25 protein-coding genes are annotated in these 25102 nt (G+C 43.0%); 15 read left to right on the top strand and 10 right to left on the bottom strand.

The window, feature by feature from the left end:
* Window positions 1-50: 50 nt before the first annotated feature.
* From napA to napF, 3 genes are read right to left on the bottom strand one after another with little or no spacing between them, the layout of a single operon-like run.
* On the bottom strand, window positions 51-2540 hold the full coding sequence (gene napA / locus L1D15_RS02820) for a periplasmic nitrate reductase subunit alpha (protein ID WP_239836267.1): 2490 nt from the start codon (window positions 2538-2540) through the stop codon (window positions 51-53).
* Window positions 2537-2851, bottom strand: a complete 315-nt coding sequence (locus L1D15_RS02825; protein ID WP_239874605.1) for a chaperone NapD — start codon at window positions 2849-2851, stop codon at window positions 2537-2539. The genes napA and L1D15_RS02825 overlap by 4 nt, the downstream gene beginning before the upstream one ends.
* A gap of 18 nt (window positions 2852-2869) precedes the next feature.
* Window positions 2870-3349, bottom strand: a complete 480-nt coding sequence (gene napF / locus L1D15_RS02830) for a ferredoxin-type protein NapF (protein ID WP_239864003.1) — start codon at window positions 3347-3349, stop codon at window positions 2870-2872.
* 247 nt (window positions 3350-3596) lie between these two features.
* Here napF and narQ point away from each other — a divergent pair, with 247 nt between their 5' ends.
* The gene (gene narQ / locus L1D15_RS02835) at window positions 3597-5330 is read left to right on the top strand and encodes a nitrate/nitrite two-component system sensor histidine kinase NarQ (RefSeq protein WP_239874606.1); all 1734 of its coding nucleotides are present in this window, start codon (window positions 3597-3599) and stop codon (window positions 5328-5330) included.
* Window positions 5317-5949: a response regulator gene (locus L1D15_RS02840; protein WP_239836271.1), complete on the top strand. Its 633-nt coding sequence runs from the start codon at window positions 5317-5319 to the stop codon at window positions 5947-5949. The genes narQ and L1D15_RS02840 overlap by 14 nt, the downstream gene beginning before the upstream one ends.
* Window positions 5950-6007: 58 nt before the next feature.
* Here the strand turns inward: L1D15_RS02840 and dcuC are convergent, their stop codons facing one another.
* The 3 genes from dcuC to L1D15_RS02855 form a co-directional block, all read right to left on the bottom strand.
* Complete coding sequence (dcuC, locus tag L1D15_RS02845) at window positions 6008-7375, bottom strand: anaerobic C4-dicarboxylate transporter DcuC (protein ID WP_239836272.1); 1368 nt, start codon at window positions 7373-7375, stop codon at window positions 6008-6010.
* Window positions 7376-7769: 394 nt separating this feature from the next.
* Window positions 7770-8558: a lipase gene (locus tag L1D15_RS02850; RefSeq protein ID WP_239836273.1), complete on the bottom strand. Its 789-nt coding sequence runs from the start codon at window positions 8556-8558 to the stop codon at window positions 7770-7772.
* A gap of 82 nt (window positions 8559-8640) precedes the next feature.
* Entirely contained in the window at window positions 8641-9276 is a 636-nt protein-coding gene (locus tag L1D15_RS02855; RefSeq protein ID WP_239836274.1) for a hypothetical protein, read from the bottom strand.
* A 102-nt stretch (window positions 9277-9378) separates the two neighbouring features.
* On the opposite strand from L1D15_RS02855, the gene L1D15_RS02860 reads away from it, so the two are divergent.
* The 3 genes from L1D15_RS02860 (at window position 9379) to L1D15_RS02870 (ending at window position 10893) form a co-directional block, all read left to right on the top strand.
* Window positions 9379-9627 carry a DUF2164 domain-containing protein gene (locus tag L1D15_RS02860; protein WP_239836275.1) on the top strand — a complete coding sequence of 83 codons (249 nt, stop codon included), beginning with the start codon at window positions 9379-9381 and terminating at the stop codon, window positions 9625-9627.
* A gap of 160 nt (window positions 9628-9787) precedes the next feature.
* The gene (locus tag L1D15_RS02865) at window positions 9788-10327 is read left to right on the top strand and encodes a cytochrome b (protein WP_239874607.1); all 540 of its coding nucleotides are present in this window, start codon (window positions 9788-9790) and stop codon (window positions 10325-10327) included.
* Window positions 10324-10893 (top strand): YceI family protein, encoded by a 570-nt coding sequence (locus L1D15_RS02870; protein WP_239874608.1) that lies wholly within the window; start codon window positions 10324-10326, stop codon window positions 10891-10893. The genes L1D15_RS02865 and L1D15_RS02870 overlap by 4 nt, the downstream gene beginning before the upstream one ends.
* A 78-nt stretch (window positions 10894-10971) precedes the next feature.
* Here the strand turns inward: L1D15_RS02870 and focA are convergent, their stop codons facing one another.
* Window positions 10972-12423: a formate transporter FocA gene (focA, locus tag L1D15_RS02875; protein WP_239864008.1), complete on the bottom strand. Its 1452-nt coding sequence runs from the start codon at window positions 12421-12423 to the stop codon at window positions 10972-10974.
* A 223-nt stretch (window positions 12424-12646) separates the two neighbouring features.
* On the opposite strand from focA, the gene L1D15_RS02880 reads away from it, so the two are divergent.
* Both L1D15_RS02880 and L1D15_RS02885 read left to right on the top strand, forming a co-directional pair.
* Window positions 12647-13552, top strand: a complete 906-nt coding sequence (locus tag L1D15_RS02880; RefSeq protein WP_239836279.1) for a LysR substrate-binding domain-containing protein — start codon at window positions 12647-12649, stop codon at window positions 13550-13552.
* A 163-nt stretch (window positions 13553-13715) separates the two neighbouring features.
* A complete protein-coding gene (locus L1D15_RS02885) occupies window positions 13716-14201 on the top strand; it encodes a DUF1097 domain-containing protein (RefSeq protein ID WP_239864010.1) in 486 nt (161 codons plus the stop codon).
* A 78-nt stretch (window positions 14202-14279) separates the two neighbouring features.
* Here the strand turns inward: L1D15_RS02885 and L1D15_RS02890 are convergent, their stop codons facing one another.
* Window positions 14280-15911, bottom strand: a complete 1632-nt coding sequence (locus tag L1D15_RS02890; RefSeq protein ID WP_239836281.1) for an ATP-dependent endonuclease — start codon at window positions 15909-15911, stop codon at window positions 14280-14282.
* Window positions 15912-16144: 233 nt separating this feature from the next.
* On the opposite strand from L1D15_RS02890, the gene L1D15_RS02895 reads away from it, so the two are divergent.
* The 5 genes from L1D15_RS02895 (at window position 16145) to L1D15_RS02915 (ending at window position 21474) form a co-directional block, all read left to right on the top strand.
* Window positions 16145-17890: a bifunctional UDP-sugar hydrolase/5'-nucleotidase gene (locus L1D15_RS02895; protein ID WP_239874609.1), complete on the top strand. Its 1746-nt coding sequence runs from the start codon at window positions 16145-16147 to the stop codon at window positions 17888-17890.
* Window positions 17891-18342: 452 nt separating this feature from the next.
* A complete protein-coding gene (locus L1D15_RS02900; protein ID WP_239874610.1) occupies window positions 18343-19302 on the top strand; it encodes a TerC/Alx family metal homeostasis membrane protein in 960 nt (319 codons plus the stop codon).
* 285 nt (window positions 19303-19587) lie between these two features.
* Window positions 19588-19776 (top strand): hypothetical protein, encoded by a 189-nt coding sequence (locus L1D15_RS02905; RefSeq protein ID WP_239836284.1) that lies wholly within the window; start codon window positions 19588-19590, stop codon window positions 19774-19776.
* Window positions 19777-19899: 123 nt separating this feature from the next.
* Window positions 19900-20598 carry a DUF1223 domain-containing protein gene (locus L1D15_RS02910; protein WP_239864013.1) on the top strand — a complete coding sequence of 233 codons (699 nt, stop codon included), beginning with the start codon at window positions 19900-19902 and terminating at the stop codon, window positions 20596-20598.
* A gap of 90 nt (window positions 20599-20688) precedes the next feature.
* Window positions 20689-21474, top strand: a complete 786-nt coding sequence (locus tag L1D15_RS02915) for a transporter substrate-binding domain-containing protein (protein WP_239874611.1) — start codon at window positions 20689-20691, stop codon at window positions 21472-21474.
* 93 nt (window positions 21475-21567) lie between these two features.
* Here the strand turns inward: L1D15_RS02915 and L1D15_RS02920 are convergent, their stop codons facing one another.
* On the bottom strand, window positions 21568-22125 hold the full coding sequence (locus tag L1D15_RS02920) for a PhnA domain-containing protein (protein ID WP_239874612.1): 558 nt from the start codon (window positions 22123-22125) through the stop codon (window positions 21568-21570).
* Window positions 22126-22359: 234 nt separating this feature from the next.
* On the opposite strand from L1D15_RS02920, the gene L1D15_RS02925 reads away from it, so the two are divergent.
* Complete coding sequence (locus L1D15_RS02925; protein WP_239864015.1) at window positions 22360-23442, top strand: site-2 protease family protein; 1083 nt, start codon at window positions 22360-22362, stop codon at window positions 23440-23442.
* 28 nt (window positions 23443-23470) lie between these two features.
* Here L1D15_RS02925 and L1D15_RS02930 read toward each other — a convergent pair whose 3' ends face one another.
* Window positions 23471-24259 carry a M48 family metallopeptidase gene (locus L1D15_RS02930; protein ID WP_239874613.1) on the bottom strand — a complete coding sequence of 263 codons (789 nt, stop codon included), beginning with the start codon at window positions 24257-24259 and terminating at the stop codon, window positions 23471-23473.
* Window positions 24260-24343: 84 nt separating this feature from the next.
* Here L1D15_RS02930 and L1D15_RS02935 point away from each other — a divergent pair, with 84 nt between their 5' ends.
* Together L1D15_RS02935 and L1D15_RS02940 are read left to right on the top strand one after the other, a co-directional pair.
* On the top strand, window positions 24344-24796 hold the full coding sequence (locus L1D15_RS02935) for a hotdog fold thioesterase (RefSeq protein ID WP_239874614.1): 453 nt from the start codon (window positions 24344-24346) through the stop codon (window positions 24794-24796).
* A complete protein-coding gene (locus tag L1D15_RS02940) occupies window positions 24796-25029 on the top strand; it encodes a DUF3389 family protein (RefSeq protein WP_239874615.1) in 234 nt (77 codons plus the stop codon). Before L1D15_RS02935 ends, L1D15_RS02940 begins: the two co-directional genes overlap by 1 nt.
* Window positions 25030-25102: the final 73 nt, after the last annotated feature.

The raw sequence follows: 25102 nt of genomic DNA on the forward strand, positions 1-25102 counted from the left end.
GGCTTAATTCTTATCTGTGGTCGCCCTATGGGCGACCAACACATTCTGGTTTATGCAACTTTAGTGATCTTGACTGGACACTTCTTAAAGTCTGTCTGCTTGGACAGAGGGTCTGTCGCGTCAAGGATCAGTTTGTTGATCAGGATGCGTGCATCAAAGAATGGTACGAATACCAAGCCTTTAGGTGGGCGGTTACGGCCACGTGTTTCAACACGAACACGCACTTCACCACGTTTGTTGGCAATCAGTACTTCTTCTCCACGGCGAACACCACGAGCTTTAGCATCTTCTGGATGCATGTAACACACGGCATCAGGTACTGCTTTGTAAAGTTCAGGTACACGGCGCGTCATTGTGCCAGTATGCCAGTGCTCTAATACTCGACCTGTACATAGCCAGAGATCAAACTCTGAATCAGGCACTTCCGGTGGCGCTTCATATGGCGCAGAGATAATCAGTGCTTTGCCATCTGGTTTGCCATAAAAGTCCCAACCACTACCTGCTTTTGCATAAGGATCAGAACCTTCTTTGTAACGCCATAGGGTTTCTTTACCATCCACAACAGGCCAGCGTAGACCGCGAACTTGGTGGTAAACATCGTAAGGTGCCAAATCATGACCATGCCCACGACCAAAGGCTGCATACTCTTCGAATAAGCCTTTTTGTACGTAGTAACCAAAGTGATGAGCGTCATCATTAAGTTCACGTGCTTCTTCGATAGGGAATTTGTTTACGACACCATTTGCAAATAGCATGTCGTACATGGTTTTACCACGGTACTGAGGTGCTTTAGCCAGTTGTTCTTCTGTCCACACTTCTTCCATCTTGAAGCGTTTAGAGAACTCCATCACTTGCCATAAGTCAGATTTTGCTTCGCCAACGGTATCTACCTGCTGGTACCAAGCCTGAGTACGACGTTCAGCGTTACCATAGGCGCCTTCTTTTTCAATCCACATTGCAGTTGGAAGGACTAAGTCAGCAGCTTGGGCTGTTGCAGTTGGGTAAGGATCAGAACATACGATGAAGTTTTCTGGGTTACGATAACCTGGCAAACGCTCGCCGTTAATGTTTGGACCGGCTTGCATATTGTTGTTACACATTACCCAATATGCATTCAGCTTACCGTCGCGAAGCATGCGATCTTGAAGTACAGCGTGGAAGCCAGGTTTTGGAGGGATGACGCCATCAGGAATATTCCAGATGCCTTCTGCAATCTTACGGTGTTTAGGGTTAGCAACGACCATGTCCGCTGGTAGGCGGTGTGCAAAGGTACCAACCTCACGTGCTGTACCACATGCAGATGGCTGACCAGTGAGTGAGAATGGGCTGTTACCCGGAGTTGCAATCTTACCTGTAAGAAGGTGGATGTTGTAAATCAAGCTATTCATCCACACACCACGAGTATGTTGGTTCATACCCATAGTCCAAAGAGACATTACCTTCGTATCTGGATCTGCGTATTGCTTGGCAAGCTCAACGAGTTTCTCTTCAGAAACACCAGAAAGTTCGGCTGTTTTCTCTAGCGTGTATGGCGCAACCGATTTTTTGTATTCCTCAAAAGAGATAGAAGACATAGCGCCAGAGTTAGGATTCGCCGCTGCCATTTGGATTGGATCGTCGTCGCGAAGACCGTAACCGATATCTGTAGTTGCTTGCTTGAAGTTAGTGTGCTTGTTAACGAAATCCCAATTCACTGCATCATTTTCAATGATGTAGTTGGCAATGAAGTTAGCGATAGCTAAGTCTGACTGAGGTTCGAAAATATAACCTTTGTCTGCAAGCTCGAAAGAACGGTGGTAGTACGTAGACAGTACATTCACCTTAACGTGTGGGTGGCTTAGACGGCGGTCAGTAATACGAGTCCACAAAACAGGGTGCATTTCGGCCATGTTTGAGCCCCAAAGCACGAAAGAGTCGGCGTTTTCGAAGTCATCGTAACAGCCCATAGGCTCATCAATACCGAAAGTACGCATGAAAGCGCCAACAGCAGAAGCCATACAGTGACGTGCATTTGGATCAATGTTGTTCGAACGGAAGCCAGCTTTCATCATTTTGGCTGCCGCATATCCTTCCATGACAGTCCACTGGCCAGAACCGAACATACCTACGCTAGTAGGACCTTTGTCTTTAAGGGCTTGTTTCCATTTCTCTGCCATGGTGTCAAATGCGACGTCCCAAGAAACAGGAGTGAAGTCACCATCTTTATGATACTTACCATCTTTCATACGCAGTAGTGGCTGCGTTAGACGGTCTTGTCCATACATGATCTTAGAGAGGAAGTAGCCCTTGATACAGTTCAGGCCTTTGTTTACAGGTGCTTCTGGGTCACCTTGCGTAGCTACGACTTTGCCATTTTGTGTACCTACAAGGACAGAACAACCAGTACCACAGAAACGACAAGGCGCTTTGTCCCATGTGATTTTTGTTTGGTCTGAGCTAGCAATCAGGTTAGTCGCTGACGCTGGTAGAGTAATACCTGCGACCGCTGCTGCTGATGCTGCTGCGTTTGCTTTCACAAACGCACGTCTTGTCATCTTCATACTTCACCCTCGGTTTGGGAATATTGAGTTACAGTGTTTTTATTTTTTGATTCGTCTTCTTCTAGCTCAGTTTCAATTTGGTGGTAGACCAGTACTGTGCTTAAAACGTTCGGTAAGTTGTTAATAGCTTCGATAGTGTCAGTAATGAATCCCTGATTTTCGGTTTCCAAAACAACAACAATTTTGCCTTCTGGACTGTCACCATAGATCTCTGCATTGTCGTATGCTTCGATCTGAGACTTAATCTCGGTCAGGTGTTCAGGAGAAACATGAACCACTAAGCTAGAAATATGCACTTCGTTAAGTGACATAGATATCTTCCGTTTTTATTACAAATTGCTCACATTGATGGATGAAGTAGGACACACAGAAACACAGGCGCCACAGCCGTTACATTCATCGAGATTTATATTGGGTTGTGCTACTTTGCCAACTTCTAATTTGAATGTGATTGCCATAGGTTCACACATATCGCTGCAGCTACGGCAATCAACATTTTGTTTCGCTAAACAGCTTTCATTAATAGTAGCTTTTACGTTCCATGGTTGCTCATTTTTTGAGCTGAATAAAGGTTCAGGGCAGACTTCTGCACATTGATAACAGAAGGTGCATTCATCCACGGAAAAATCAACTTGAGGAAAACCGCCATCCCCTTTGACAATAATTTGGGTTTCACAAGCGTCACTGCATTTGCCACATCGTGTGCACTGGTCGGTGAAAAAGCCTGGCTGTGATAACCATGGTAGGTGCAACTCATTATTTTCTAGCTTCTTCCTTGAGAAGAAACGTCGTTTTGAAAGGTCGACCACTGCGCTACCTAAAGTTGATGAAATCTAAACTAATCATAGTTCACATTTCTTTTAATAAATTGTCATTTATCCTCACACAGATTGTAGTTTTTGACATATTTGTATAAATAACCCTTAGGTGGTAAATGGAGGGGGTTCTTGTTTTAGATCAATAAATTCCACCACATTTGATCAGATATTGTCTGCGTCAACATACAAATCTATAAATAGTGATGTCGCACTGTTGACTTTGAGTGTAGGAGAGTGAGTGTTTAAAAGTGTGAAGAAATCAGTAACGAGTACGATTGCAAAAGCGATGGTGCTCATTCTGTCGTTGTCGATAGCAACAACAAGCTTCGCTATCATCACTCTAGCATCGAGCCTAAATGATGCAGAGGCCGTGAATGTTGCGGGTTCGATGCGCATGCAGAGTTATCGTCTGGCACACGACATTCAGATCATGTCAGTGGATTATGCCGCGCACATTGACATGTTTGAGCGCTCGATTTATTCCCCCTCTATGAAAGCACTCCAAAGCTGGACAGTGCCGGAAGATATTACTCACGATTACTACAGGTTAATCATACGCTGGCATGAGTTAAAAGAAGTACTGAGTAGCCACGATAGAGAACGTTATCTCATTTTGGTTGCTGGATTCGTAAATCAAATTGATGAGTTTGTTTTTAAGTTGCAGAACTTCTCTGAGCAAAAGTTGATTAAACTGGCTTGGGCTGGGGGAATGGGCTTAGGCGGGATCCTGATCGTCAGTATTTTTGTTGTCCATTACATTCGTAAGCAGATCGTGAAGCCACTTAACGCTTTAGTGACTGCTAGTGAACAAATTCAGTCCCGTTCATTTGATGTCTCTCTGAATGTTTCGAGTGATAATGAAATGGGTATCCTCACCCGAACCTTTAATAACATGGCGGCCGATCTAGGTAAGTTATATCGGGGTTTGGAGCATGCTGTTAATGAAAAGACTCAAAAGCTTCAACATGCTAATGACTCACTTGAAGTACTTTATAGCTCATCACAGGAGCTGACAGCTTCACGAATTACTCAAGAGAACTTTGAAGCTATATTGAAGCACCTAACAAGCCTTGAAGGTATTCGAGCTGTGCGCTTAGAAATCCGAGAAGCGGGTGAGAAAGCGTTGATTTTGAATGAAGGTGAAGAGTGCTCTGGGTGTGACTCGGAATGCCAGCAAAAGACGCTGTCTCTTGATGGGCAAGAACTAGGGACCCTGTATTGGAAAGTGGCACTACCTTGCCCAGACCCAGCTTTGATTGATAACTTTGTCCAGATCATTTCCCGAGCGATTTACTATAACCAAGCTCAGCGTCAGGCCGAGCAACTTCTATTAATGGAAGAACGGGCAACAATCGCACGTGAGCTTCATGATTCACTGGCTCAAGCGCTTTCGTATCTGAAGATTCAGGTCTCATTGCTCAAGCGAAGTATGAGTAAATTGCCAGAATCACCACAGCTGGAAAAAACACAGCCAATTTTACGGGAACTCGATACAGGGCTTTCTTCGGCTTATACTCAGTTGAGAGAACTATTAACAACTTTCAGGCTGACGATTAAAGAGGGTAGTTTTGGTGTGGCTTTGCAAGAAATGACCGAGCAACTTGGCGAACAGACAGAATCGGCTATTGTGTTGAGTAACGAGCTGTCTTCGATTGAGATGGATGCCAACCAACAAGTGCATTTATTGCAGTTGATACGTGAAGCAACAATTAATGCTATTAAACATGCTAAAGCTTCCGAAATTGTAATCCGATGCTGTGAAAGTGCGACTACGGTGATTGTGTCGATCAAAGATGATGGCGTTGGGTTTGATAAATCGGTAGAGAAGGTCAACCATTATGGTTTGAGCATTATGCAAGAGCGTGCTTCACGCTTGAATGGCCAGCTTGAAATTATTACAGAAAATAACGCTGGCTGTGAAATTTTATTAGAATATCCAAAGACTAAGGAACAAAACATTGACAGAGTGTAGAGTATTGCTGGTGGATGACCACCCACTAATGAGACGAGGTATTCATCAGCTATTAAGCTTTGAAGATGAGTTCACTGTTGTTGCTGAAGCAAGTAACGGTACTGACGCAGTTGCGCAAAACCATGAGCACAAGCCGGACCTGATCCTATTGGATCTCAACATGAAAGGTATGTCTGGACTTGATACTCTTAATGCTCTGCGTGCGGATGACTGTGATGCCACAGTCGTGATTCTTACGGTTTCGGATAGTCCTGCAGATATTGAAGCGATTGTAAAGGCAGGGGCTGATGGCTATTTATTGAAAGATACAGAGCCGGATGAATTGGTGGAGTTACTTAAATATTCATTACAGGGTAACAAGGCATACAGTAAAGAAGTAGCGAAGTACCTTGTTGATAGAGAAAACATGACGAATGTTTTTGATGAATTGACCGACCGAGAAATGCAAATCTTAAGAGAAGTAGCCAAGGGATATAGGAATAAACAAATCGCTGACAACCTATTTATCTCTGAGTCGACTGTAAAGGTACATATGAAGAGTTTACTCAAAAAGTTAAAAGTACCGTCCCGTACAGCGGCTACAGTATTGTATCTAGAACGTTATGGCGAGATTAAATAGCTAGTTCGAATTCAAATAAAAAGGGCGCTTATCGAGCGCCCTTACTTTTGGGTATATATTATGCGTTCATCGGAACCAATACAAGGGTACCGAGGATCACCGTAATAAGTCCACACAGAACGGGTACGGATGTACGCTTCACTACTTCAAACGGGCTTATTTTACCCATACCAGACGTTGCGACAACTACACCGGATACAGGTGAAACCGTGCGACCTAAGTTAGATGCTTGTAACATCGGGATAATTAAGAATGCTGGGTTTAATCCCATTTTTGCCGCTAATGCAGGCGCTAATTCAACAAAAGCATAGAAAGGAGCATTTCCTGAACCCGTTGCAATTGCAGCTGCAACCGTAAGACCAGTAAGAATCAACATCAATGCGATACCACCTGCACCTGCTGTTTCTGCAAGATGCAGTAGATTATCAATCGCGCCAATTGACATCAGACCTTGAGCAAAAACACCGGCCGCGACCAATAGCATTACTACGCCTTTAAACGCATCGGCCATGCCCTCATAACAGGATTCTAAGTCTTCCAGTGTTTCTTTACCTTTGAACCTTTTAGTCACAAAGTCGATAAGAGCACCAATGAAAATTGATAGAACCACAATGGTGTAGATATCCAGTTTTAAACCCGGAAGCGTTCGTCCATTGAAAAGAAACACACCAATGATAGGTAGAAACGGAAGCACTGCATAATATGCTGGAGCTTTCACCTCTATTTCAGATACGTCGACGCGTTCCATTGGTGAGTTATCTTTCTTATCTAAATACTTGTTCCAGAAAAACGCAGCCGCAGCCATAACAATAATGGCGCAAATAGAGACAGGTAAAACTGTTTGGACGGCGAAAACATCCAAATCTAGCCCAGATTTTTCAGCCGCGATAACAACGTCACCTGATGTTGGAGAGAGAATGATTGCTGCTGGTGAGGCACACACGGCTACCGCTGCGGGTCTGGAGATCCCCATTGCAGTCATCATAGGGAAAAGCGTTGCCATTAGTAGTACGCCTAAACCAGTTGCAGAGCTAACGGCAAGTGACATCAAACATGCCACGATGTAGGCAGCCACGAGTAAAACATAAGGTGACTTTATAACGGAAAGGGGTTTGGAAAACTGCTTAACGACGACATTGTTTGCACCGATATGGGTCATGTAGGAAGCAAAGCCACAAAGCAGCATGATTTGCATGCCTAAGCCACCACCACGGTATTGGAGCATGTATTTTACGTACTCAAGAGAGTCGGTAAACATATTACCCGTAGAGGCAATTTTTGATGGTAGTACCGTGTGGCCAATGAGGCCAGTTAGAATGAGTAACAAAATACCTGCAGTTAAAAGAACGCCTGCAGGCTTATATCCTTTAACAATGAAGTAGCCGACAGCAACAGTGACGACTAACCCTATTAAGAGTTCCAGCATAGATATCACCTTAAGATATGAAAATTATATAAAAACTGTTTCAAACTATGACAAAGAATGTACATAAAATGAGGTTGTAGCACGAGTGCTAGTTAAGCATCTGATGATCTAGAACAATAAATTGATTAACTTATTAAAAGTGGCAAATGATGTTGTAATGTCAGAGTGTTGTAGATGTTATTAATAGTTTGGAAGACAGATGGAGATGTTTGTAAATGATAAAAATGTTACATATGGCGTTTGACTTAGTCGGCACATCGGTTTAAAGAACACCTCAGGCTTGAGCCTTTATAAGCGGTGACTTTAAACATGTTTACCATGATGTTTGGCAGTTATTTAGAAACTTAAGTTCTGTCTTGAAAGTTTATCGGTGTGATTTCAAGATCTACTCGGTCTAACGTTCATCAAAGAAGTCTTTGTTACGAATATATTTGGTCATTAGATGATAGGAAAAAGGCCGAATTAGCCAAGATCCTATGGAGCGACCTAAGCGCATTAAAGTTGGGGTATTTTCGTATATTCTCCCATTATACAACCACAGCATTTTACCCACATGCCAGTAAAAAAGTGGTAAAGGGGGGAGGAAAGTCACTATGTCGAGATCGCAGCAAATACGATAGGTTTTATGTCCGAGTGTATAACGATTCTTAAACCCATACCCTCCGATTGAAGGTTGCCCAAATGTGACAACACGTTTGATTGATTTAGGAAATTGCTTTTCGAGTGCATCCGCGAGTACACAGCCAATAGCACCTCCTGAAGAGTGTCCTGTGAAAGTGATCTTTTTTCCTTGTTCTATTAAGGGGACGATGATTGAAGTTAGCTGCTCATAGACAGAGGCGCCGAGTCTGTCATTTTTATGCAAAGGGAGGCTTTCTTGAAAAATCAGGTAGTAGTAGCCCGCGTGAATAGCGTAGTTAAGGCCAAGCGCTTTACAATGTCGTTTCCACAGAGCCAGATTGAGTAGCCAGTCCCAAGGGTTATGGGATCCCTTGATAACGACAATCACTTCTTCATTGTCATTGGCCCAGAGCACACGAATCATGGGCTTTCCAAACCGATTCGCTATCACTCTTTGGCCATTAGGCGCGAATCCATATCGAGTTTGTTTGAGGACTCTGGAATACGCTAAGTTACATAGGACAGCATAACGCTCATATTGGTAACGTTTTAGTTTTTTCACGCTGAACTCATCAAAGGGTTAACTTTGTGAGTATGGCTGAATAACGTGAAAGTGCGATGACAAGGATAAAGTGAGTGTCTCACTAACTAAGTTGAACGACGGAGTAAAGCTGAATGTATTTGCGAACTAATTGCTTATCCGTCGAGCGCCTGAGTGGATGAGTGCATTTAACAAAGTAGGGGCTCAGGCCGAAGTGTTGCTCCAGCGAATTGGCTAATTGAGAGTCACTTTCAAACAGACTAATACCTTGTAGCTTGTATTGGTCGATTTCATCTGGCAGTTGGCCTGTCCACCAATGGAGTAACTCCCTGCTTTGTTTATTTCGAGAAATCCAGTGATCGCTGAGTAGAAGTAATAAATCGTTGGGTTGAATCGCAAAGGCGTATTCTTCTTGCCATTGAGTAATCGCTTTAAACAACTTTTGCCGACAGTTGCTTCCTGCGCTGAATAAATGCGATGAGAGAATCCAAACAGTCCCCACATCCGAAGTGACTCGATAGTGATGCGGTTGTTCATTATTTGCATACGATTCTAAAGCGACATATTCACAGTGATGGCCGAACTCAATTAATGTCCTTGATAAACGGCGAGAAAAGGCCAAGCTCAAGTGGTGCTCACTCATTCCCTTATTATGGATCGTCGGATAATGTTTTTCACACAGCTTCATACAATCTGCCTGAAATTCATTGACACTTTGAATTAGCACATCAAGTAACAAGACTTCTCTCCATGAGTCGATATTTACCCAAACAAGATTAGCATGTGATGGTTTTATTTAGTTACACTTACCAAGAAAAATATTGAGCAGAGTTAAGGGTTTATGTCTAAGATTGAATTCACGTCACAACAAAAACAAGCAATGTCATCTGCTTTATTGCGATATCTGGAAGATGAGCTAGATATAGAGATTGGTCAGTTTGATGCTGACTTTTTTATCGACTTTATAACAGAGACGTTTGGGCCCGCTTTTTATAATAAAGGTTTAGCCGATGCACAGGCGGTCATGCAGAAGAAAATGCTGGACATTGCCGATGAACTTTATGAGATAGAGCAGGTTAGCGATTTTTGATTAACCTATGAAGTAAAAAGTTCCTTCAAATTTTTTGAATGACTTAATCAAATTCACTCCGTTTCCCGAATGTAAATAATAGTAAATACTCTGTTATAGAAACAAAAGAGGCGATAGTCTCAATGAAAAAGAGAACTATTCAATATTTGGATTGAGTGCAATGAAGTCACAAGTTAAAAACTATAACCCTATCGCTCGGGGTATTCACTGGGTATCAGCGATAGTCATCATTGGTATGTTTGCTGTAGGCCTATGGATGGTTGATCTAACGTATTACAGCGAATGGTATAAAACGGCACCTCACTGGCATAAATCGATAGGTATTTTGCTTGCAGGTCTAACACTATTTCGTTTTGTTTGGAAACACGCAACACCTTCTCCTGAAGTGGAAGGTAAAGCCTATGAAAGATTGGGCGCTAAATTGATTCATGCTGCAATGTACTTTGTGCTGCTTGTGCTTTTTGCTTCCGGATACCTTATTTCAACAGAAGATGGCAGAGGTATTGACGTCTTCAACTGGTTTACAGTCCCTGGGCTAGGCGCACTGTTTGAAAATCAAGCCGATCTTTCAGGCGAAATACATTTCTATGCAGCCTGGGCACTCATTCTAATGGCAGCGGCTCACGCACTCGCTGCTATAAAACACCACGTGATTAACAAAGACAACACGCTACGCAAGATGATAGGAGCTTCGAAATGAAAAAGATGTTATTTGCAACCGGATTGGCTATGACCATGGCATTGCCATTTGGTGCAAGCGCAGCGGACTACGTAATTGACAATAAAGGTGCTCACGCATCGGTTAACTTTAAAGTTAGCCACTTAGGCTACAGCTTTATCAAGGGGCGTTTTAACACATTTGAAGGTGACTTTTCTTACGACCCTGCAAATATTGATGCCTCAAAAGTATCGGTCATCGTTGATACAACAAGTTTAGACTCGAACCATGCAGAACGTGACAAGCACATTCGCAGCTCAGACTTCATTGATGCCTCTAAGTACTCCACCGCGACATTTGAAAGTACGAGTGTAAAGGACAAAGGTAACGGCAAACTTGAAGTGACGGGCAACCTTACCCTTCATGGTGTCACCAAAGAGATTACCATCGATGCTGAATTTGTTGGTGCGGGTAAAGACCCGTGGGGTGGTGAACGTGCGGGCTTTTATGGCACTACACGTCTCGAACTGGAGGATTTCGACATTCCTGTGATGGGAGCTTCAAGCTACGTCGACATGGAGTTGCATGTCGAAGGTATCAAGAAGTAAATACAGTCAAAGTAAAGCGTCCCCAACTAATGTTGGGGACTTTTTTGATCAAGCGACTTATTTCCTGACCAAAATTGGTTATGCAGTCTCTCGTTGATTTGCTTCTGTGACTAATGTGACGGTATCACTATAAATTGAACGCATAGCCCGCAGTACATCTTCTCTGGTTACCACGCCCACAAACTCACCTTTTTCCAGAACAGGCAAGACGTGTGGTTTATGTACCTTGATACTCTTCGCTCGTTCTTCAAGAGACAGAGAACTAAGCTGTGTTGCTATCCCCATACTGGTTGTTGGATAAAGCTGTTCTTTATCGATGCAGAGAAACTCAGCGACATCAACTAACGTATCTTGAGAGCTGATGGCAATGATATCCCTAGACATCAAATCCACCACTTTTTGTCCTTCAACTGGGATGTAATCCTGACACCATAAATCCACCATCACATCATGCACAGAGTAGAAACCAATTAATCGACCTTGAGAGTCAACAACAGGAGAGCTGACCAAATGGTGCTTTAGTAACGTATCTATTGCGCTAGCAGTAGGCATCTCAGGGCTCAGAGTAATGGGATTTGGGTTCATAAAGTCTTTTACGATGAGTGTGTTGTTCATGGTGTTTTCCTTGACTGACGTAATGTTAGTGGTTGTTGTAATACTTGAAATAGATGCGGCTTTAAGTTGAGGTCTGCGATATATACTCCAATTGGCAAGACCCACTAACACCGCTCCGCCAAGAATATTCCCTAAAGTGACAGGGATGAGGTTAGCGGTAATAAATTGATAAATATTAAGGTCGCTGTATTGAGCAGGGCTTGCACTCACTTGGGTCCAAAAGGTTTCTGGTGCAAAACTTTGGATTACGATACCAAGCGGCACCATAAACATATTGGCAACGCAGTGCTCGAACCCACTTGAAACAAACATGGCTACAGGCATTATGGTCATTGCTGCTTTTGTCATGGCATTTGCACTGCTAAATGTTAGCCAAATAGCGAGACATACCAATAGGTTACACAGTACCCCTAATGCGAATGCTTCTATTGTAGAGTGATGGAGTTTATGCTGTGCAATATTGAGTGCATTGAGGCCCCATTGACCATTATCCATTTGATAGAGGCCAGCAGCAGTAACAATAATTAGCAGCAACATGGCTCCTAAAAAGTTACCCACATAAACTTTTCCCCATATAGACAACATTTTTCCAAGGCTAATTTGTTTATTGGCCCACGAAATACTGGATAAAACGGAGCTGGTAAATAGCTCTCCGCCGCAAATAACAATCAGAATCAGCCCCATGCTGAACGCTAGACCTCCAGCGAGTCGGCTGATCCCCCAACCTGATTCTGTGTTGCCAGTAGTGACGGTTATGTAGAACAGAAAAGCGAGCCCAATAAAAGCTCCTGCCATTACAGCGAGCCCTAACGTCATACTGCTGGTTTTTTTGGCCTTACTAAGGGCAAACTTTTCCGCCTCAGCCATCATCTCACTAGGAGAAAAGTAGAGATTATTCGCTTGAGCTTGTGTCATATCGGCTCCCGAATTGATTAGTCATGATTACCTCCTGTTAATGCAGTAAAAGCATCTCACTGCCAATTCAGGTTATGGTGTTCGGCTATACACGTAAAATTGATAATATTTAAAAACCTCATCAAAAATGTTGATATAGAAAGTGAGAAGGATAGAATGAAACAACTTGCTTATTTATAAGCAGTTGTGTACTCACACTCTCTAAGCAAAGGATCAAAGCTTAATGAGATACTCTCTTAAACAACTCGCCGTATTTGACGCAGTCGCAGATATGGGGAGTGTCAGCATGGCGGCTGATAAGCTAGCGTTAACTCAGTCTGCAACCAGCATGTCGCTCGCTCAACTCGAAAAAATGCTTGGCCGACCATTGTTTGAACGACAAGGTAAACAAATGGCACTGACCCATTGGGGGATGTGGCTCAGACCGAAAGCGAAGCGCTTATTACAAGATGCGCAGCAGATTGAAATGGGCTTTTACGAGCAACATTTGCTCAGTGGTCACATCAAATTAGGTGCGAGTCAAACACCTGCGGAACACTTGGTTCCGGACCTTATCAGTATTATTGATAACTCATTCCCGGAGATGCGAATCTCACTGAAAGTAAAAAGTACGGATAGCGTCATGCAGGGCGTTTTAGACTATAAGTACGATCTGGGTATCATTGAAGGGCGTTGTGATGATAACCGTCTCCACCAAGAGGTATGGTGTCGTGATCATTTGACCGTGGTCGCAGCTGCTCATCACCCATTTGCGAAACATAACACGGTTAGCTTGGCGCAGTTAGAGCAAGCTAGGTGGGTATTGAGGGAGCATGGTAGTGGTACTCGCAAAATATTTGATAGCTCCATTCATCATTTAATTGAAGATTTAGACGTTTGGCGTGAGTATGAGCATGTACCTGTCCTACGTAGCATGGTTGAAAATGGACAATACCTCACTTGCTTACCTTATTTGGATGTTGAGCGCTTTATTGAAAATGGTCAACTGGTGGCGTTGAATGTGCCGGAACTGAATATGGAGAGGACATTGTCTTTTATTTGGCGTGCAGATATGTTGGAAAACCCACTTGTCGAGTGTATTAAGCGAGAAGGCTTACGGATGATGAAAGGTAAACCGTCAGTCCTTTGATATTTTCACTATCTGTTGAAATAGCGTTTGCGTCACAAAATATTTTTAATATTTCATTTTATTGCCTTTTTATTGTGATTCAGATCGTTTTGTTTCGCTTGTTTAACCCTTAACATGCCATCTTGTACTTTTGATGTGTGGAAAGCACACTTAGCGAGGCGGTATGAGCACACTTGTCGCGATTTCATTAACTACAGGTATTCTTTCTGGGCTTTGGGGGTGGATTGCTATCTCACTTGGCCTATTGTCATGGGCTGGTTTCTTAGGTTGTACCAGTTACTTTGCTTCTCCAACCAGTGGGCTCAAGGGCCTGGCTGAGAGCTTGGTGACCAACATGACAGGTGTATTTTGGGCAATGGTGATTATCCATGCTTCCCAGTATGCTTCGCTAGAAATTCTTGGTTATGTGATCACTGCTATCGTGGCATTCATGATGTGTATTCAAGCAAAGCAAAATTGGCTTGGGTATATACCAGGTACTTTTATCGGTTCTTGCGCAACTTTCGCAGCAGATGGTAACTGGCAGCTTGTTATTCCTTCGTTGATCTTAGGTGGAGTGTTTGGTTACTTAATGAAAGCAAGTGGCTTATGGCTGCATCAGAAGTCTTCTCAAACACAATCTGCCAGCGAGTTGCCAACTCGCTCATGATTGTGAACCCCCGATTGATTCGTATCGCTGATATTTGATACGCGGCCTTGGTTGCTGAAAGCAATCAGGGCCGCTTTTTTATGTGTTGCCGTTTGCCATGGTAACAACGCGTTTTAACGTCCACCTAAGCAGCAGTGGGATGCATTCCATGCCTTGACTCTCACAGTGAGAAACAATCGCAAGAGCAAGGTCAGGCTTCGCAAATTTCTTGAGTACTCTAGTGACCACTTTCTTGGCCGGAATTGGATGATCAAGGGGAATTCGGACCATACCTTTAAAGAAGGGTTCGAAGCCATTGTTATAGAGATAGTGTTCAATATCTCTATCTGGTAACTCTGTTAGACGATGACGTTCTTGATCGTTGCCTAATTGAGCCCGCACTGCGGCAGCATACTTTTTACCAGCTGCATCGCCGTCGGTGACAACATGCCAATCAATACCGAAAGCTTTGGCGATCTTGACTAAGGATTTTAGCCCTGATTGAGCGAATTCTATGATTTGTACACCTTCAGCCGCCAAATTATAACCGCATTGGTTGGCTAATTCATTGAACAACCAGACTTCAGTTTCCCCTTCAACCAAAAGCCAACACCTCGCAAACAATGCGCCTGAGCGATGAAAACGAATATGGAAGCCGATGCGTCTGAGCTCATCTTTGCTAAAGCCTTGAGATGGTAGATAGGTGGTAATAGTGCGGTCTGACTGTCGAACCAAACGCCGGATACTGTAAAGTGGAACTTGCCCTAACAGATCCCCACTGTTTGTAGTGAGAATTTTTTGCATGGGAAGAAGTTGTAACAGACTCCAGGCTCTGGCTAAGTGGGTAGGGTGCAACCGACCTTCAGGATCTTCAAGAATTAACAATGGCCTTGCACAGCGCCGAAGCTTGTTCGGCCCTTTGGCTTGTAGGTAGGCATTGAGTAAGCCCATAAATAGAAGTCTGGTCTGTTTACTTTTTGTTTCTTCAACAACTTGTGAAATACTTTTATTGTTGGATGAACCACTAAAGAAAATACCGTCTCTTTGCTTACGTAGGTTCTTACGTGTACTGGATTTAAAGGAAAAGTAATGATCAACGAGAAGGCTCATTGAGCTTAGGCTGCTTTTCATTTCTCCTTTATTTACATGCCCGGGTATTGCCATAAGACGGCGGCATGTGTTGTTAATGCGTTTTTCTATTCGATCATTGGTATCACCCAAGTTGCCTATTGGGCGTTCAAAGCGTCGGGAGTCTTTTAAACGAATGACGGGATGTAGTGTCATTAACTCCTGCGCTAGCTTTTCAGAGTGGTGAAGTGGGAGAGGGTTCCCCTCACGATCAAGAAAGGCATAGCGAGTAGTAACATCATACCCATCACGGCTAGCGCTTAACCGATAGATGATTTTATTCGCGCCTTGTGCATCTTGAATCCAAACGGGCTTGATTTTTCGATAACGGCCTGAGTTGATTTCATTTTTATCGTTGGATATTAGGCTAATAACAATTTGTAGATGTTGAGTTTGTGGGTGAGCAATCGAATAGTCGACGTGAAAATCCGTCATTTCGAATTGGTATGGCACGCCTTCAGGTGGCAACGCGACAGACAGGGCATCAAGTAATGAAGACTTACCCCAAGTATTTTCGCCAATAAGGGTCGTGAGTTCATCAAACGCAATAGATAGTCGTTTGATCCCACGAAAGCCAGAAATTTCAATCCGCTCTAGCAGCATGTACTGACTCCGTTTGAGCTACTGTTACTTAAAGCATAATAGAAAAACCTCGTATAAGCAGAAGCTTAACTCACAAAGTTTGTGCTTTCTTGGTGTAAAAGATGAATAGAGTTAGGCGATTAAACTCACTTTTATTTATGTATAGAGAATCAGGCATACAAGAAAAATGTGAAAGTTAATGAATTTGTCATAGAGGATGGGATACGATGTAGTGGATTATGAGAGAAGAAAATATGAAATATAAAAACAATAAAGCAACCAAGATAAGGCTTGCGCACATCAATGATACCCACTCGTACTTTGAACCAACGTCGTTGCAGTTAACGATCAATGTTGAAGGGGAAACCCTGACACCTTACGTTAGCGCAGGGGGCTTTGCTCGTATTGCAACACGTAAGAAGCAACTTGAAGAGTCTTTGTCAGATCAGCGTGAAATGCTATTCCTACACGCTGGAGACTGCTTTCAAGGGACATTATATTTCTCGCTATTTAAAGGGGAAGCGAATGCGACCATGCTCAATGCTCTAAATATTGATGCAATGGCGTTAGGTAATCATGAGCTGGATATGGGGAATTTACCGGTTGCCAAATTTGCTGAGCAAATTGAGTTTCCCCTACTTGCTGGCAATTGGGATCTGTCGAATGAACACTCACATAAAGAGTCGACGCTGAGAGACAAAGCATGGGTATATTCGTTCTTACCGGAAAGCCAATCAGCTCAATGGATTGTGAAAGAGGTAAATGGAGAGCCTATTGCTATTTTCTCCCTAGCTCTCGAAAAAATGGCAGACATTTCTAACCCTGATCCAGATACCCCATTTGTGAGCTCGATTGAAACCGCAAAGCGCACTGTTGAGGACATTCGAAATCATGGCATTAATAAGATCATCCTCTTAAGCCATATGGGTTATGAAGCTGATCAAGATATGGCAGAGCAGGTGGAAGGAATTAGCATTATTGTGGGGGGGCATAGCCATCGCTTACAAGGTGATTTCAGTTCACTCGGCCTGCAAAAAGATGATGAATACGGCATTAAAATTAACGGTACTCATGTTGTTCAAGCTGGCTACCACGCCCTCAGCATGGGGCACTGTGATATTGATTTTAATGAACACGGCGAGATCATCAGGTTTAAAGGGCAAAATGAGCTGTTACTAGGGCGTCGATTATTCCTTGATGCCAGTATGAATGAGAGCACCGAAGAATTGCCTTATAACCTTGCACGACGATTTATTGATGAGCACCCCAATGTATTGGTGTGCAAAAAAGATCAACAATTGCAGGGGTTGTTGAATAAAAAGTATGTGACTCGGGTTAGAGCGCTACAGCGCAATGTTATTGCTCATGCAGATAAACCACTACGTCATATCAGAATTCCTGATGAAGTAGGTGCGAGCGAGCTGGCACCTTTGGTCGCTGAGTCTTTTGTTCATTCTATGAACAAACTTGGACATAATGCAGAATTTGCTATTCACAATGCAGGTGGTGTTCGTAATTCGTTGAATGTTGGCAATGTGTCAGTCGCCGATATTGCTGGCAAGTTACTACCGTTTGCCGTACCAATTGGTGTCTATCGACTTAAAGGGAAGGACATTGCCGCAGCACTTGAAGGGGCAATTAATAATGCCACAAATAATGGTGTAGAAGGTACTGGCGACGGATCCTATCCATATACCTACAACCTGAACTTTCAATACCTTCCGGAAGCGGAAAAAGGAAACCGGATCGTTGGTCTAGAAATCTATAGTGATCAGCTAGGCTGGCAAAAAATTGAAGAAGAGCGGTACTACACCGGAACCTCTTCAGCCTATACGATGAAAGGTAAAGAAGGTTATGAAGCTTTGTTAAATATGCTTGATGACGGTGTGGTGACGACAAGCTCGATGGCGGACTGTTTTATTGAGTTGTTAACAGACTTTCCTGAAACACTGAATAGACCGCAAGAGAAAGTGCAAATATGGTGGCATAAAGGTTGCTAATTAATCCTTTGAGTTAATTGAGTAAGTAAATGTTACTCGGAGGAATCTATGTGGAGTAGAGACTGGATCGACGTAGCTGTCGTGGTTAGCTGGATAGGCGTTTGGTCTGCATTGGTATACTTTCTCCCTATTGGGGGAGTATAACTTAGCAAGAGTTATTGCGTAATGTAAAAAAGGAGTCAAATCGGCTCCTTTTTCGTTTCTAGCTATAGACGGAGCCTAAATGTCAGAATACAATCCGCACTGTTTGGGGAGTAGTCGCCTCTGGTTTACTTATCGTCATCTCGTTAGACGTTGTTCTATCCGGTAAGTATAAATGCCGCTCTATTCATTTAGTGCGCTTTTCGACGAGACCAACGCAATCAAGTATCCAATGTAGCCATACATTGGATTGGTTTTGTTTGCGGTGGGAGAGTCATACACAATTCTGATCCCTCCGCTCTGGAGGTATAATGACCCTATCAATTTATCTTGGCTTTGGTTTGCTGACACTGTCGATGGTGGCGTTGGATATTTGGCAGACTCGTGGCGGTAATATCAGTATTAAAAAAGCGGCTGTATGGAGCGTATTTTGGTTTCTGCTTGCGTTTGCCTTTGCCGTTAGTATTTATTTCTTCTGGGATATATACGCCCCGGGAAGCCAATATAGCGCAGAGAAAGCCACCATATCATTTATCACTGGTTATTTATTAGAGAAGTCATTGAGTGTTGATAACCTGTTCGTTTTTGCCATTATTTTTCATCAGTACATGGTTCCGGAACATTTACGTCCAAGAGCACTGCTATGGGGGGTGATCGGGGCGCTTGTATTACGCGCCATTATGATTGCAGTTGGTGCACAATTGCTCGCACAGTACCATTGGGTCTTGTACATATTTGCGTTATTTCTGATTTGGACTGGTATTCAGCTTGCTAGGGATAAAGCTGAAGAGGGCATTAATCCCCTGCCTGAGAAGCTAATTAGAAAGTGGGCAAGTGTGACGCCGGATTTTCGTGGTAATGCATTGAGTGTTGTGGAGCAGGGTAAACGTGTATTGACGCCAATGGCGATTGTTATCGGCGTGATTGCGTTTATGGATGTGATGTTTGCACTTGATTCGATACCAGCCATTTTTGCAGTTACTCAGGATCCTTTCTTAGTGCTAGCGGCCAATGTGTTTGCTTTGCTGGGGCTACGTTCGCTGTATTTTGTACTGCAAGGGATGATGGATAAGTTTATCTACCTAAAACCTGCTCTATCATTTATCATGATCTTCATCGGGATCAAGATGATGTTGGTGGGTTCTCCATGGGAAATTCCGACACCATTATCCTTAGCTGTATTATTGATCACCATGCTGGTGGCGATAGTTGCTTCTGTACATAAACAAAGAAAAACGGCTCCCCCCCTCGAAATAAGTATTGATAAATAAACTAATTCAACGGAGACGAATTGCTCCTTTTTATACGTATTTCTTGTAAATTATTTGTGACTTAAAGCATGTTTATGATTGCTTTGAAAATAAAAAATGCAGATTTTTTGGATACAAATGCACTATTTAGATGTTGTTTTGCATTTTATTTGAATTTTCATGTTAAGAGGTTGTTTTATTAGAAAAACTAATCTCAAATAATAAAATTTGTCATTTTTTGAACAATAAATAATTGCTTAATATTCCCCCATCGAAACGAATTACACGATTTATAGAGAGGCAATCATGGCACAGGCAATGCACATCGGAACTATCGAAGCTCCAATCTCTATGGACAAAAAAACCTACTCGGTTACTTTCAAAGGATTGATTGCACACCTATTAGATATTCTTTTCACAGACGATACGCCACGCGCTTACTACGCGAGCGATATGTCTGGCCACATGCAAAAGGATATTGGTCTAACTCGTTAATTGACCAAATCGTAAAAGAGATTAAGCGCTAGCAGAAATGCTAGCGCTTTTTTTTGTTTTCCCTCATGAAATAGAGTGTGCGAAACATCGGTCATAGTCAGTAGAACAATAAAGGATCTGTCTATGAACCCATTACTAGCAATATCTTTTGTATCGAGTCTATCTAGTGGACAAATCTGGTCACACGAAGGTCAACCTGCGCAGGTAATAGAGTTATTTACATCTGAGGGCTGCTCCAGCTGCCCACCTGCGGACAAATATTTGTCGGAATTTGAAGAAGACGACCGTCTGTGGAAAGACATTATTCCCGTTGCTTATCACGTTGATTATTGGGATTACTTAGGTTGGCAAGATGATTTTGCTAAGCCTGAATATTCGCAATTGCAAAGGTTGTATCGAGCGTACGATGTGGTTGGCAGTGTTTACACGCCAGGCTTCATCGTTGATGGTAAAGAATGGCGTGGTTTTTTCAACTGGTTGAATCGAGAATTACCAGCACTAGAGCCAAGAAATGCTGAAAGGCTAACACTTAGCCGAAAGGGCAGTCAGTTTACTCTAAGCTTCGATAAGTCCGGTTACCTTGATGCGACCATCATCTTTTTAGCGAATAACAGAACAACGCTTGTGAAAGCCGGTGAGAATAAGGGTAAATCACTCGAGCATGACTTCATCGCTAAAGAGCGTCAGCAGAGTCGTTCAAATACAGGAATATGGCGCTTTGAGTTGACTAATGAATTACGTGATATTGATGCTGTTGTTGCATGGGTCACAAAACCAGGCAGCTTCGAGAGAATCCAGACTGTTGGGGGAGAAATAAAGTAGCGCGTATTTATATGTTACAGTGTCATGATTGAGGTATTGCTACTTTTGTACTAGAAGTATAAAGGTTGAGCTTATTAGTAGGACATTAATATGGGCGATTTTAGCCGTTTAGCAAAACTGCCACTTTTATTGTTACTGCTGGTCTCTTCTCTCCAAGAAGTTTACGCAAAAACAGTTACATTTGTTACTGATATTTGGCCCCCTTATGTACTTGACGCATCAAAGAACCAGGGAAAAGGTTTTTTTGTCGATCTAGTGATCGAGATGTGTGAAAGTGAAGGAACGAAAATAAACATAACTTATGTCCCTTGGCTAAGGGCAGAGACTATGGTCAAACATGGCTCAGCCTTTGCGGCATTCCCTTATGCAGTGACTCAAGCGAGAAAACAATTTGCAGATTTTTCGATTGCTTTAACTCAATCTGCGAACCCACCACGAATATTTTATTACCGGCCTTCTGTACCTCAGACTGAACCTATTAGCCTTGAGAAGTTAATGACCTATCGCATAGGTACTTATCTTGGTTATTACATAAAAGAACAGTTTGATGAACAGGGGCAGAAATACGTTTTAGCTCAAACGGAAGAGAGGGCGTTTAGATTGCTTCAAAAAGGTCGCATAGACTATTTGCCTGCTGATCCTGAATCTGGATGGAAGTGGATCGCGAAACTTTTCCCTGATTCGCAGCACCTCTTCGATGTCCTACCGGAACCTTTCCCTGGAACTTCACTCCATTTGATGGTTTCCCGCTCTTTTCCTAATGCCAAAGAAATCCTTGCACAATGTGAATCAGGGTTCCAGAAAATGATAGATTCCGGAAAGTATCACGAGATGTTAAAGCGTGAAGGCAAGTTAAACTATGCGATACCAAACTAAGCGGTGTCCTTAGTGATGCAGAGAGAGCATCTCAAACTGAGATGGACTAAAAAGGGCGCTGAATAGCGCCCCCGAGTAATCATGAAGTAACAATTACTTTTTACGGCAGTATTCAGCGATAACGTACATGGATTGGCCGCCGTTTGCCTTACCAGAAACTAGCTTAGGATCGTCGCCGATGCTGATACCTCGAATAACGGTACCTTGCTTGATGACTTGATTAGTGCCTTTAACAGGTAGGTCTTTGATAACCGTTACGTCGTCACCTTTTTTAAGCTCAACGCCGTTACAGTCAAGAGGCTTGTCATCGGCAGACATACCAATCATGGCCCAGTTCATTTGCTCTTCTTCCATGTACATCATATCTAGCGCATCTTGTGCCCAGCTTTCACTGTTCAAGCGCGTCAACTGACGCCATGCAGTGACTTGTACACCTGGAACTTGATTCCACATACTGTCATTCAAACAGCGCCAGTGGTTGATGTCTTTCGGGTCATCGATTTCGCCAAGACATTTCTCGCAAACCATAATGGCGTGATCCACAGTAACATGGCTATGTGGTGGTACAGCGTAGGCTGTCAGTGGAGAATCACCGCTGCACAATTCACATTTGGATTGACAACGCTCTAGCATGGTCGCTTCAGAAGACATATTGAACTCACATATTAATAGGGACTTAATTAAGGTCGCTATTATCCACTTTATCCATCGAAAATAAAGGGATATTGAACAGAGGAGTATAGAGAAGGTGTCATTGAGTTACTTTTTACTCTTAACTGAATGGCAGGTGTGACGGTGTCACTATTATCTGTGAGTTTTCTTTGCCATTTGTCTAACAATTGGCATAATTGGCGCCGCTTATATAACAAATTACTAGGACAAACATTGGAACTGCTTTCTATTGATTTTTTGGGAAAGCCTTTGCGCTTAGAAGGTTCCCTCGCTGGCTGGCAACAACTTTTTTGGGACAATCAATTGGTCTCTCAACTGGACGCAGATTCAGAGCGTGGTAAAAAGTCTGCACACGAGTTTAAATTGCTTAATGGTGAAGAAGAACTGATTTGTCGACTTGAAACCTCTTTGGAATGGCAACCGTTCCTGATCGAATATAAAGCGATATTGAATGACCAGCTTGTCGTTCAAGGAAGCCGAGATACGAAGGATATTGAAAAGCAGACACCATTCACTCCGCTACAACCAGAGAAAAAATGGAGCCTGTTGGGTCTATTGTCACTTGGTGTAAAAGCTTTTAAGAGCGCAAAACTCATTAAGGTAGCGCTTGCATCAGCCAGTCTCGCGGCATACTCATGGCTGTTTTCTTTCCAGTTTGCACTGGCGTTAATTGCTTGCTTGATTTTCCATGAATATGGGCACGTTAAAGCGATGAAATACTTTGGAATGAGGACTAAAGGTATCTATTTAGTTCCTTTTCTAGGAGGTTTGGCGCTCAGTGATGAGAAGATCAACACACGTTGGCAAGATGTAGTCATTTCAATAATGGGGCCTATGTTTGGCTTTGTTCTCTCGTTGATCCTGGTAGTACTATATTGGGTGACGGGAGAGATGTTCTTTGCCGGTTTAGCTGTATTTAACGCATTTCTAAACCTGTTTAACCTATTGCCAATATTACCTCTTGATGGTGGGCATATTTTAAAAAGCATTAGCTTTTCTATGAATAGCTTAATGGGGATTCTCCTCTGTACCGCTGCAGCACTGGGTGGGGTTGCACTGAGTTATTCACTAGGGCTGACATTGTTCGGCTTATTGCTTGCCTTAGGGACTTTTGAAATCGTGATTGAGTGGCGTAGTCGGCATCACAGTCACTTGCTGCCGCTCGATCGTTACGGTCAAGTCGTCGCTGCGGTATGGTACTTGGCGTTAGTGACTGGATTGATTGGGATTATTTGGTATTTCGCGAGTACTGGTGACCAATTACTGCGTTTACCACTGATGATTCTTGGAACATAAGAATGGGGGGCACGAGCTCCCCATTACTTTAAGAACAATTCGGTTTTTTCACGCTGTAGTTTGGTAGTGTTTTTATTTTTTCTGACAAGTCGTGGATCCGAGTTCCATGTGAAGGGTGAGTAGACAATAACTCAGGTGGCTGACTGCCACCGGAAGCTTTCGCCATGTTCTGCCACAAACTGATGCTTTGGTTAGGGTCAAAACCTGCTTTAGCCATGATTTCCAACCCTACCAAGTCTGCTTCTGATTCTTGCGTTCGACCGTAAGGGAGTAACACTCCGTATTGCAGACCGAGCCCTAACGCTGCCATTGTTGCACTTTGGTATTGGGCATATTCGGATGAGCCCAAAGCTATACTGGTGATTTGTAATCCTGCATTTGCTAACTGAGATTGGGACAAACGCTCATTACTATGATCCGCGAGAACATGAGCGATTTCGTGACCAATCACAGTGGCAAGTTGGTCTTCATTTTTTGCCACTTTGAGTAAGCCAGTGTAGACGCCAATTTTGCCACCAGGAAGAGCGAAAGCATTGACTTGGTCACTGTCAAATACGACCACTTCCCACTCCTTAAACTCAGGTTGTTGCGGTACTTGCTTCGTGACGGCTTTCGCCACACATTGCACGTAGGCATTTATTTTTGAGTCTTGACTTATCTTCTGTTGCTGCTTCATTTGCTCGAAAGACTGGGTGCCCAACGTACTCATGTCATTATCAGAGAAGAGCAGTAACTGATTGCGCCCTGTGGGTGAAGAGGTACAAGCGGCCAATCCTATGATGGCGGCTAGGGTTGTGTGTTTCAACCATGTTTGCATGGATTACTCCGTTTCACTCTTATTATTTTGCTAATCATACCATTAGGTTACAATGCGTTGTAACGAATCATTACGAGAATCTATATGACTATCTGGAAACGACCCATTGATCTTGAGCGTCTCAATGCGACGTCTGAAAACACTTTGATAGATCACCTCAAGATTATTTATAGCAACGTTGGAGAAGATTTCATTGAAGCGACAATGCCTGTCTGTCACTTCACTCACCAACCTTTAGGTATGCTTCACGGTGGGGCCTCAGTAGTTTTGGCGGAAACTCTGGGTTCTGTTGCTGCCAATTTCTGTGTTGATGAGGATGCGTATTGTGTTGGTTTGGATATTAATGCCAACCATATTCGATCGATGCGTGAAGGCTATGTGATTGGCCGGGCAGAGCCGATTCACCTCGGTGTATCGACGCAAGTTTGGCAAATTAACATTACTGATGAACGTCAAAGGCTTGTATGTACTAGCCGATTGACTATTGCGGTTAAGAAAAAACGCAACGTTAAGCAATCTCTTAAGGTAAACCAGTAATGGTCATTGAGTTTAAAAGCGGAAAAATCATCGTGACGGTGCATGAAATTGTTGTGAAAGTTGCTTCGGAACATATGATCACTCTTTCTGCCCAAATCGACGCGATTCAACTCATAGGCCGAGGTGCCAATGTTATTGCTGCAAATGGCTCGGAGACAAAGTGGTCGATTAAATTGGATAACGCACAACAACTGTTCGAAATCGCGAGTGAAATCGGGATCGACATTCAATAACACTAAAACTCACTTGCTTCTTTAAATTAAATAAGGAAACTTAATCTAGTTATAAATCTATGAGATTTCCTCT

The organism is Vibrio sp. Isolate25, from assembly GCF_022398025.1.
Lineage (GTDB): Bacteria > Pseudomonadota > Gammaproteobacteria > Enterobacterales > Vibrionaceae > Vibrio > Vibrio coralliilyticus_A.

Coding starts and splice junctions, on each gene's coding strand:
- napA (WP_239836267.1), bottom strand. CDS start 2,540: ATGAAGATGACAAGACGTGCGTTTGTGAAAGCAAACGCAGCAGCATCA.
- L1D15_RS02825 (WP_239874605.1), bottom strand. CDS start 2,851: ATGTCACTTAACGAAGTGCATATTTCTAGCTTAGTGGTTCATGTTTCT.
- dcuC (WP_239836272.1), bottom strand. CDS start 7,375: ATGCTGGAACTCTTAATAGGGTTAGTCGTCACTGTTGCTGTCGGCTAC.
- L1D15_RS02860 (WP_239836275.1), top strand. CDS start 9,379: ATGTCTAAGATTGAATTCACGTCACAACAAAAACAAGCAATGTCATCT.
- L1D15_RS02865 (WP_239874607.1), top strand. CDS start 9,788: ATGAAGTCACAAGTTAAAAACTATAACCCTATCGCTCGGGGTATTCAC.
- L1D15_RS02870 (WP_239874608.1), top strand. CDS start 10,324: ATGAAAAAGATGTTATTTGCAACCGGATTGGCTATGACCATGGCATTG.
- focA (WP_239864008.1), bottom strand. CDS start 12,423: ATGACACAAGCTCAAGCGAATAATCTCTACTTTTCTCCTAGTGAGATG.
- L1D15_RS02880 (WP_239836279.1), top strand. CDS start 12,647: ATGAGATACTCTCTTAAACAACTCGCCGTATTTGACGCAGTCGCAGAT.
- L1D15_RS02885 (WP_239864010.1), top strand. CDS start 13,716: ATGAGCACACTTGTCGCGATTTCATTAACTACAGGTATTCTTTCTGGG.
- L1D15_RS02890 (WP_239836281.1), bottom strand. CDS start 15,911: ATGCTGCTAGAGCGGATTGAAATTTCTGGCTTTCGTGGGATCAAACGA.
- L1D15_RS02895 (WP_239874609.1), top strand. CDS start 16,145: ATGAAATATAAAAACAATAAAGCAACCAAGATAAGGCTTGCGCACATC.
- L1D15_RS02900 (WP_239874610.1), top strand. CDS start 18,343: ATGACCCTATCAATTTATCTTGGCTTTGGTTTGCTGACACTGTCGATG.
- L1D15_RS02905 (WP_239836284.1), top strand. CDS start 19,588: ATGGCACAGGCAATGCACATCGGAACTATCGAAGCTCCAATCTCTATG.
- L1D15_RS02910 (WP_239864013.1), top strand. CDS start 19,900: ATGAACCCATTACTAGCAATATCTTTTGTATCGAGTCTATCTAGTGGA.
- L1D15_RS02915 (WP_239874611.1), top strand. CDS start 20,689: ATGGGCGATTTTAGCCGTTTAGCAAAACTGCCACTTTTATTGTTACTG.
- L1D15_RS02920 (WP_239874612.1), bottom strand. CDS start 22,125: ATGTCTTCTGAAGCGACCATGCTAGAGCGTTGTCAATCCAAATGTGAA.
- L1D15_RS02930 (WP_239874613.1), bottom strand. CDS start 24,259: ATGCAAACATGGTTGAAACACACAACCCTAGCCGCCATCATAGGATTG.
- L1D15_RS02935 (WP_239874614.1), top strand. CDS start 24,344: ATGACTATCTGGAAACGACCCATTGATCTTGAGCGTCTCAATGCGACG.
- L1D15_RS02940 (WP_239874615.1), top strand. CDS start 24,796: ATGGTCATTGAGTTTAAAAGCGGAAAAATCATCGTGACGGTGCATGAA.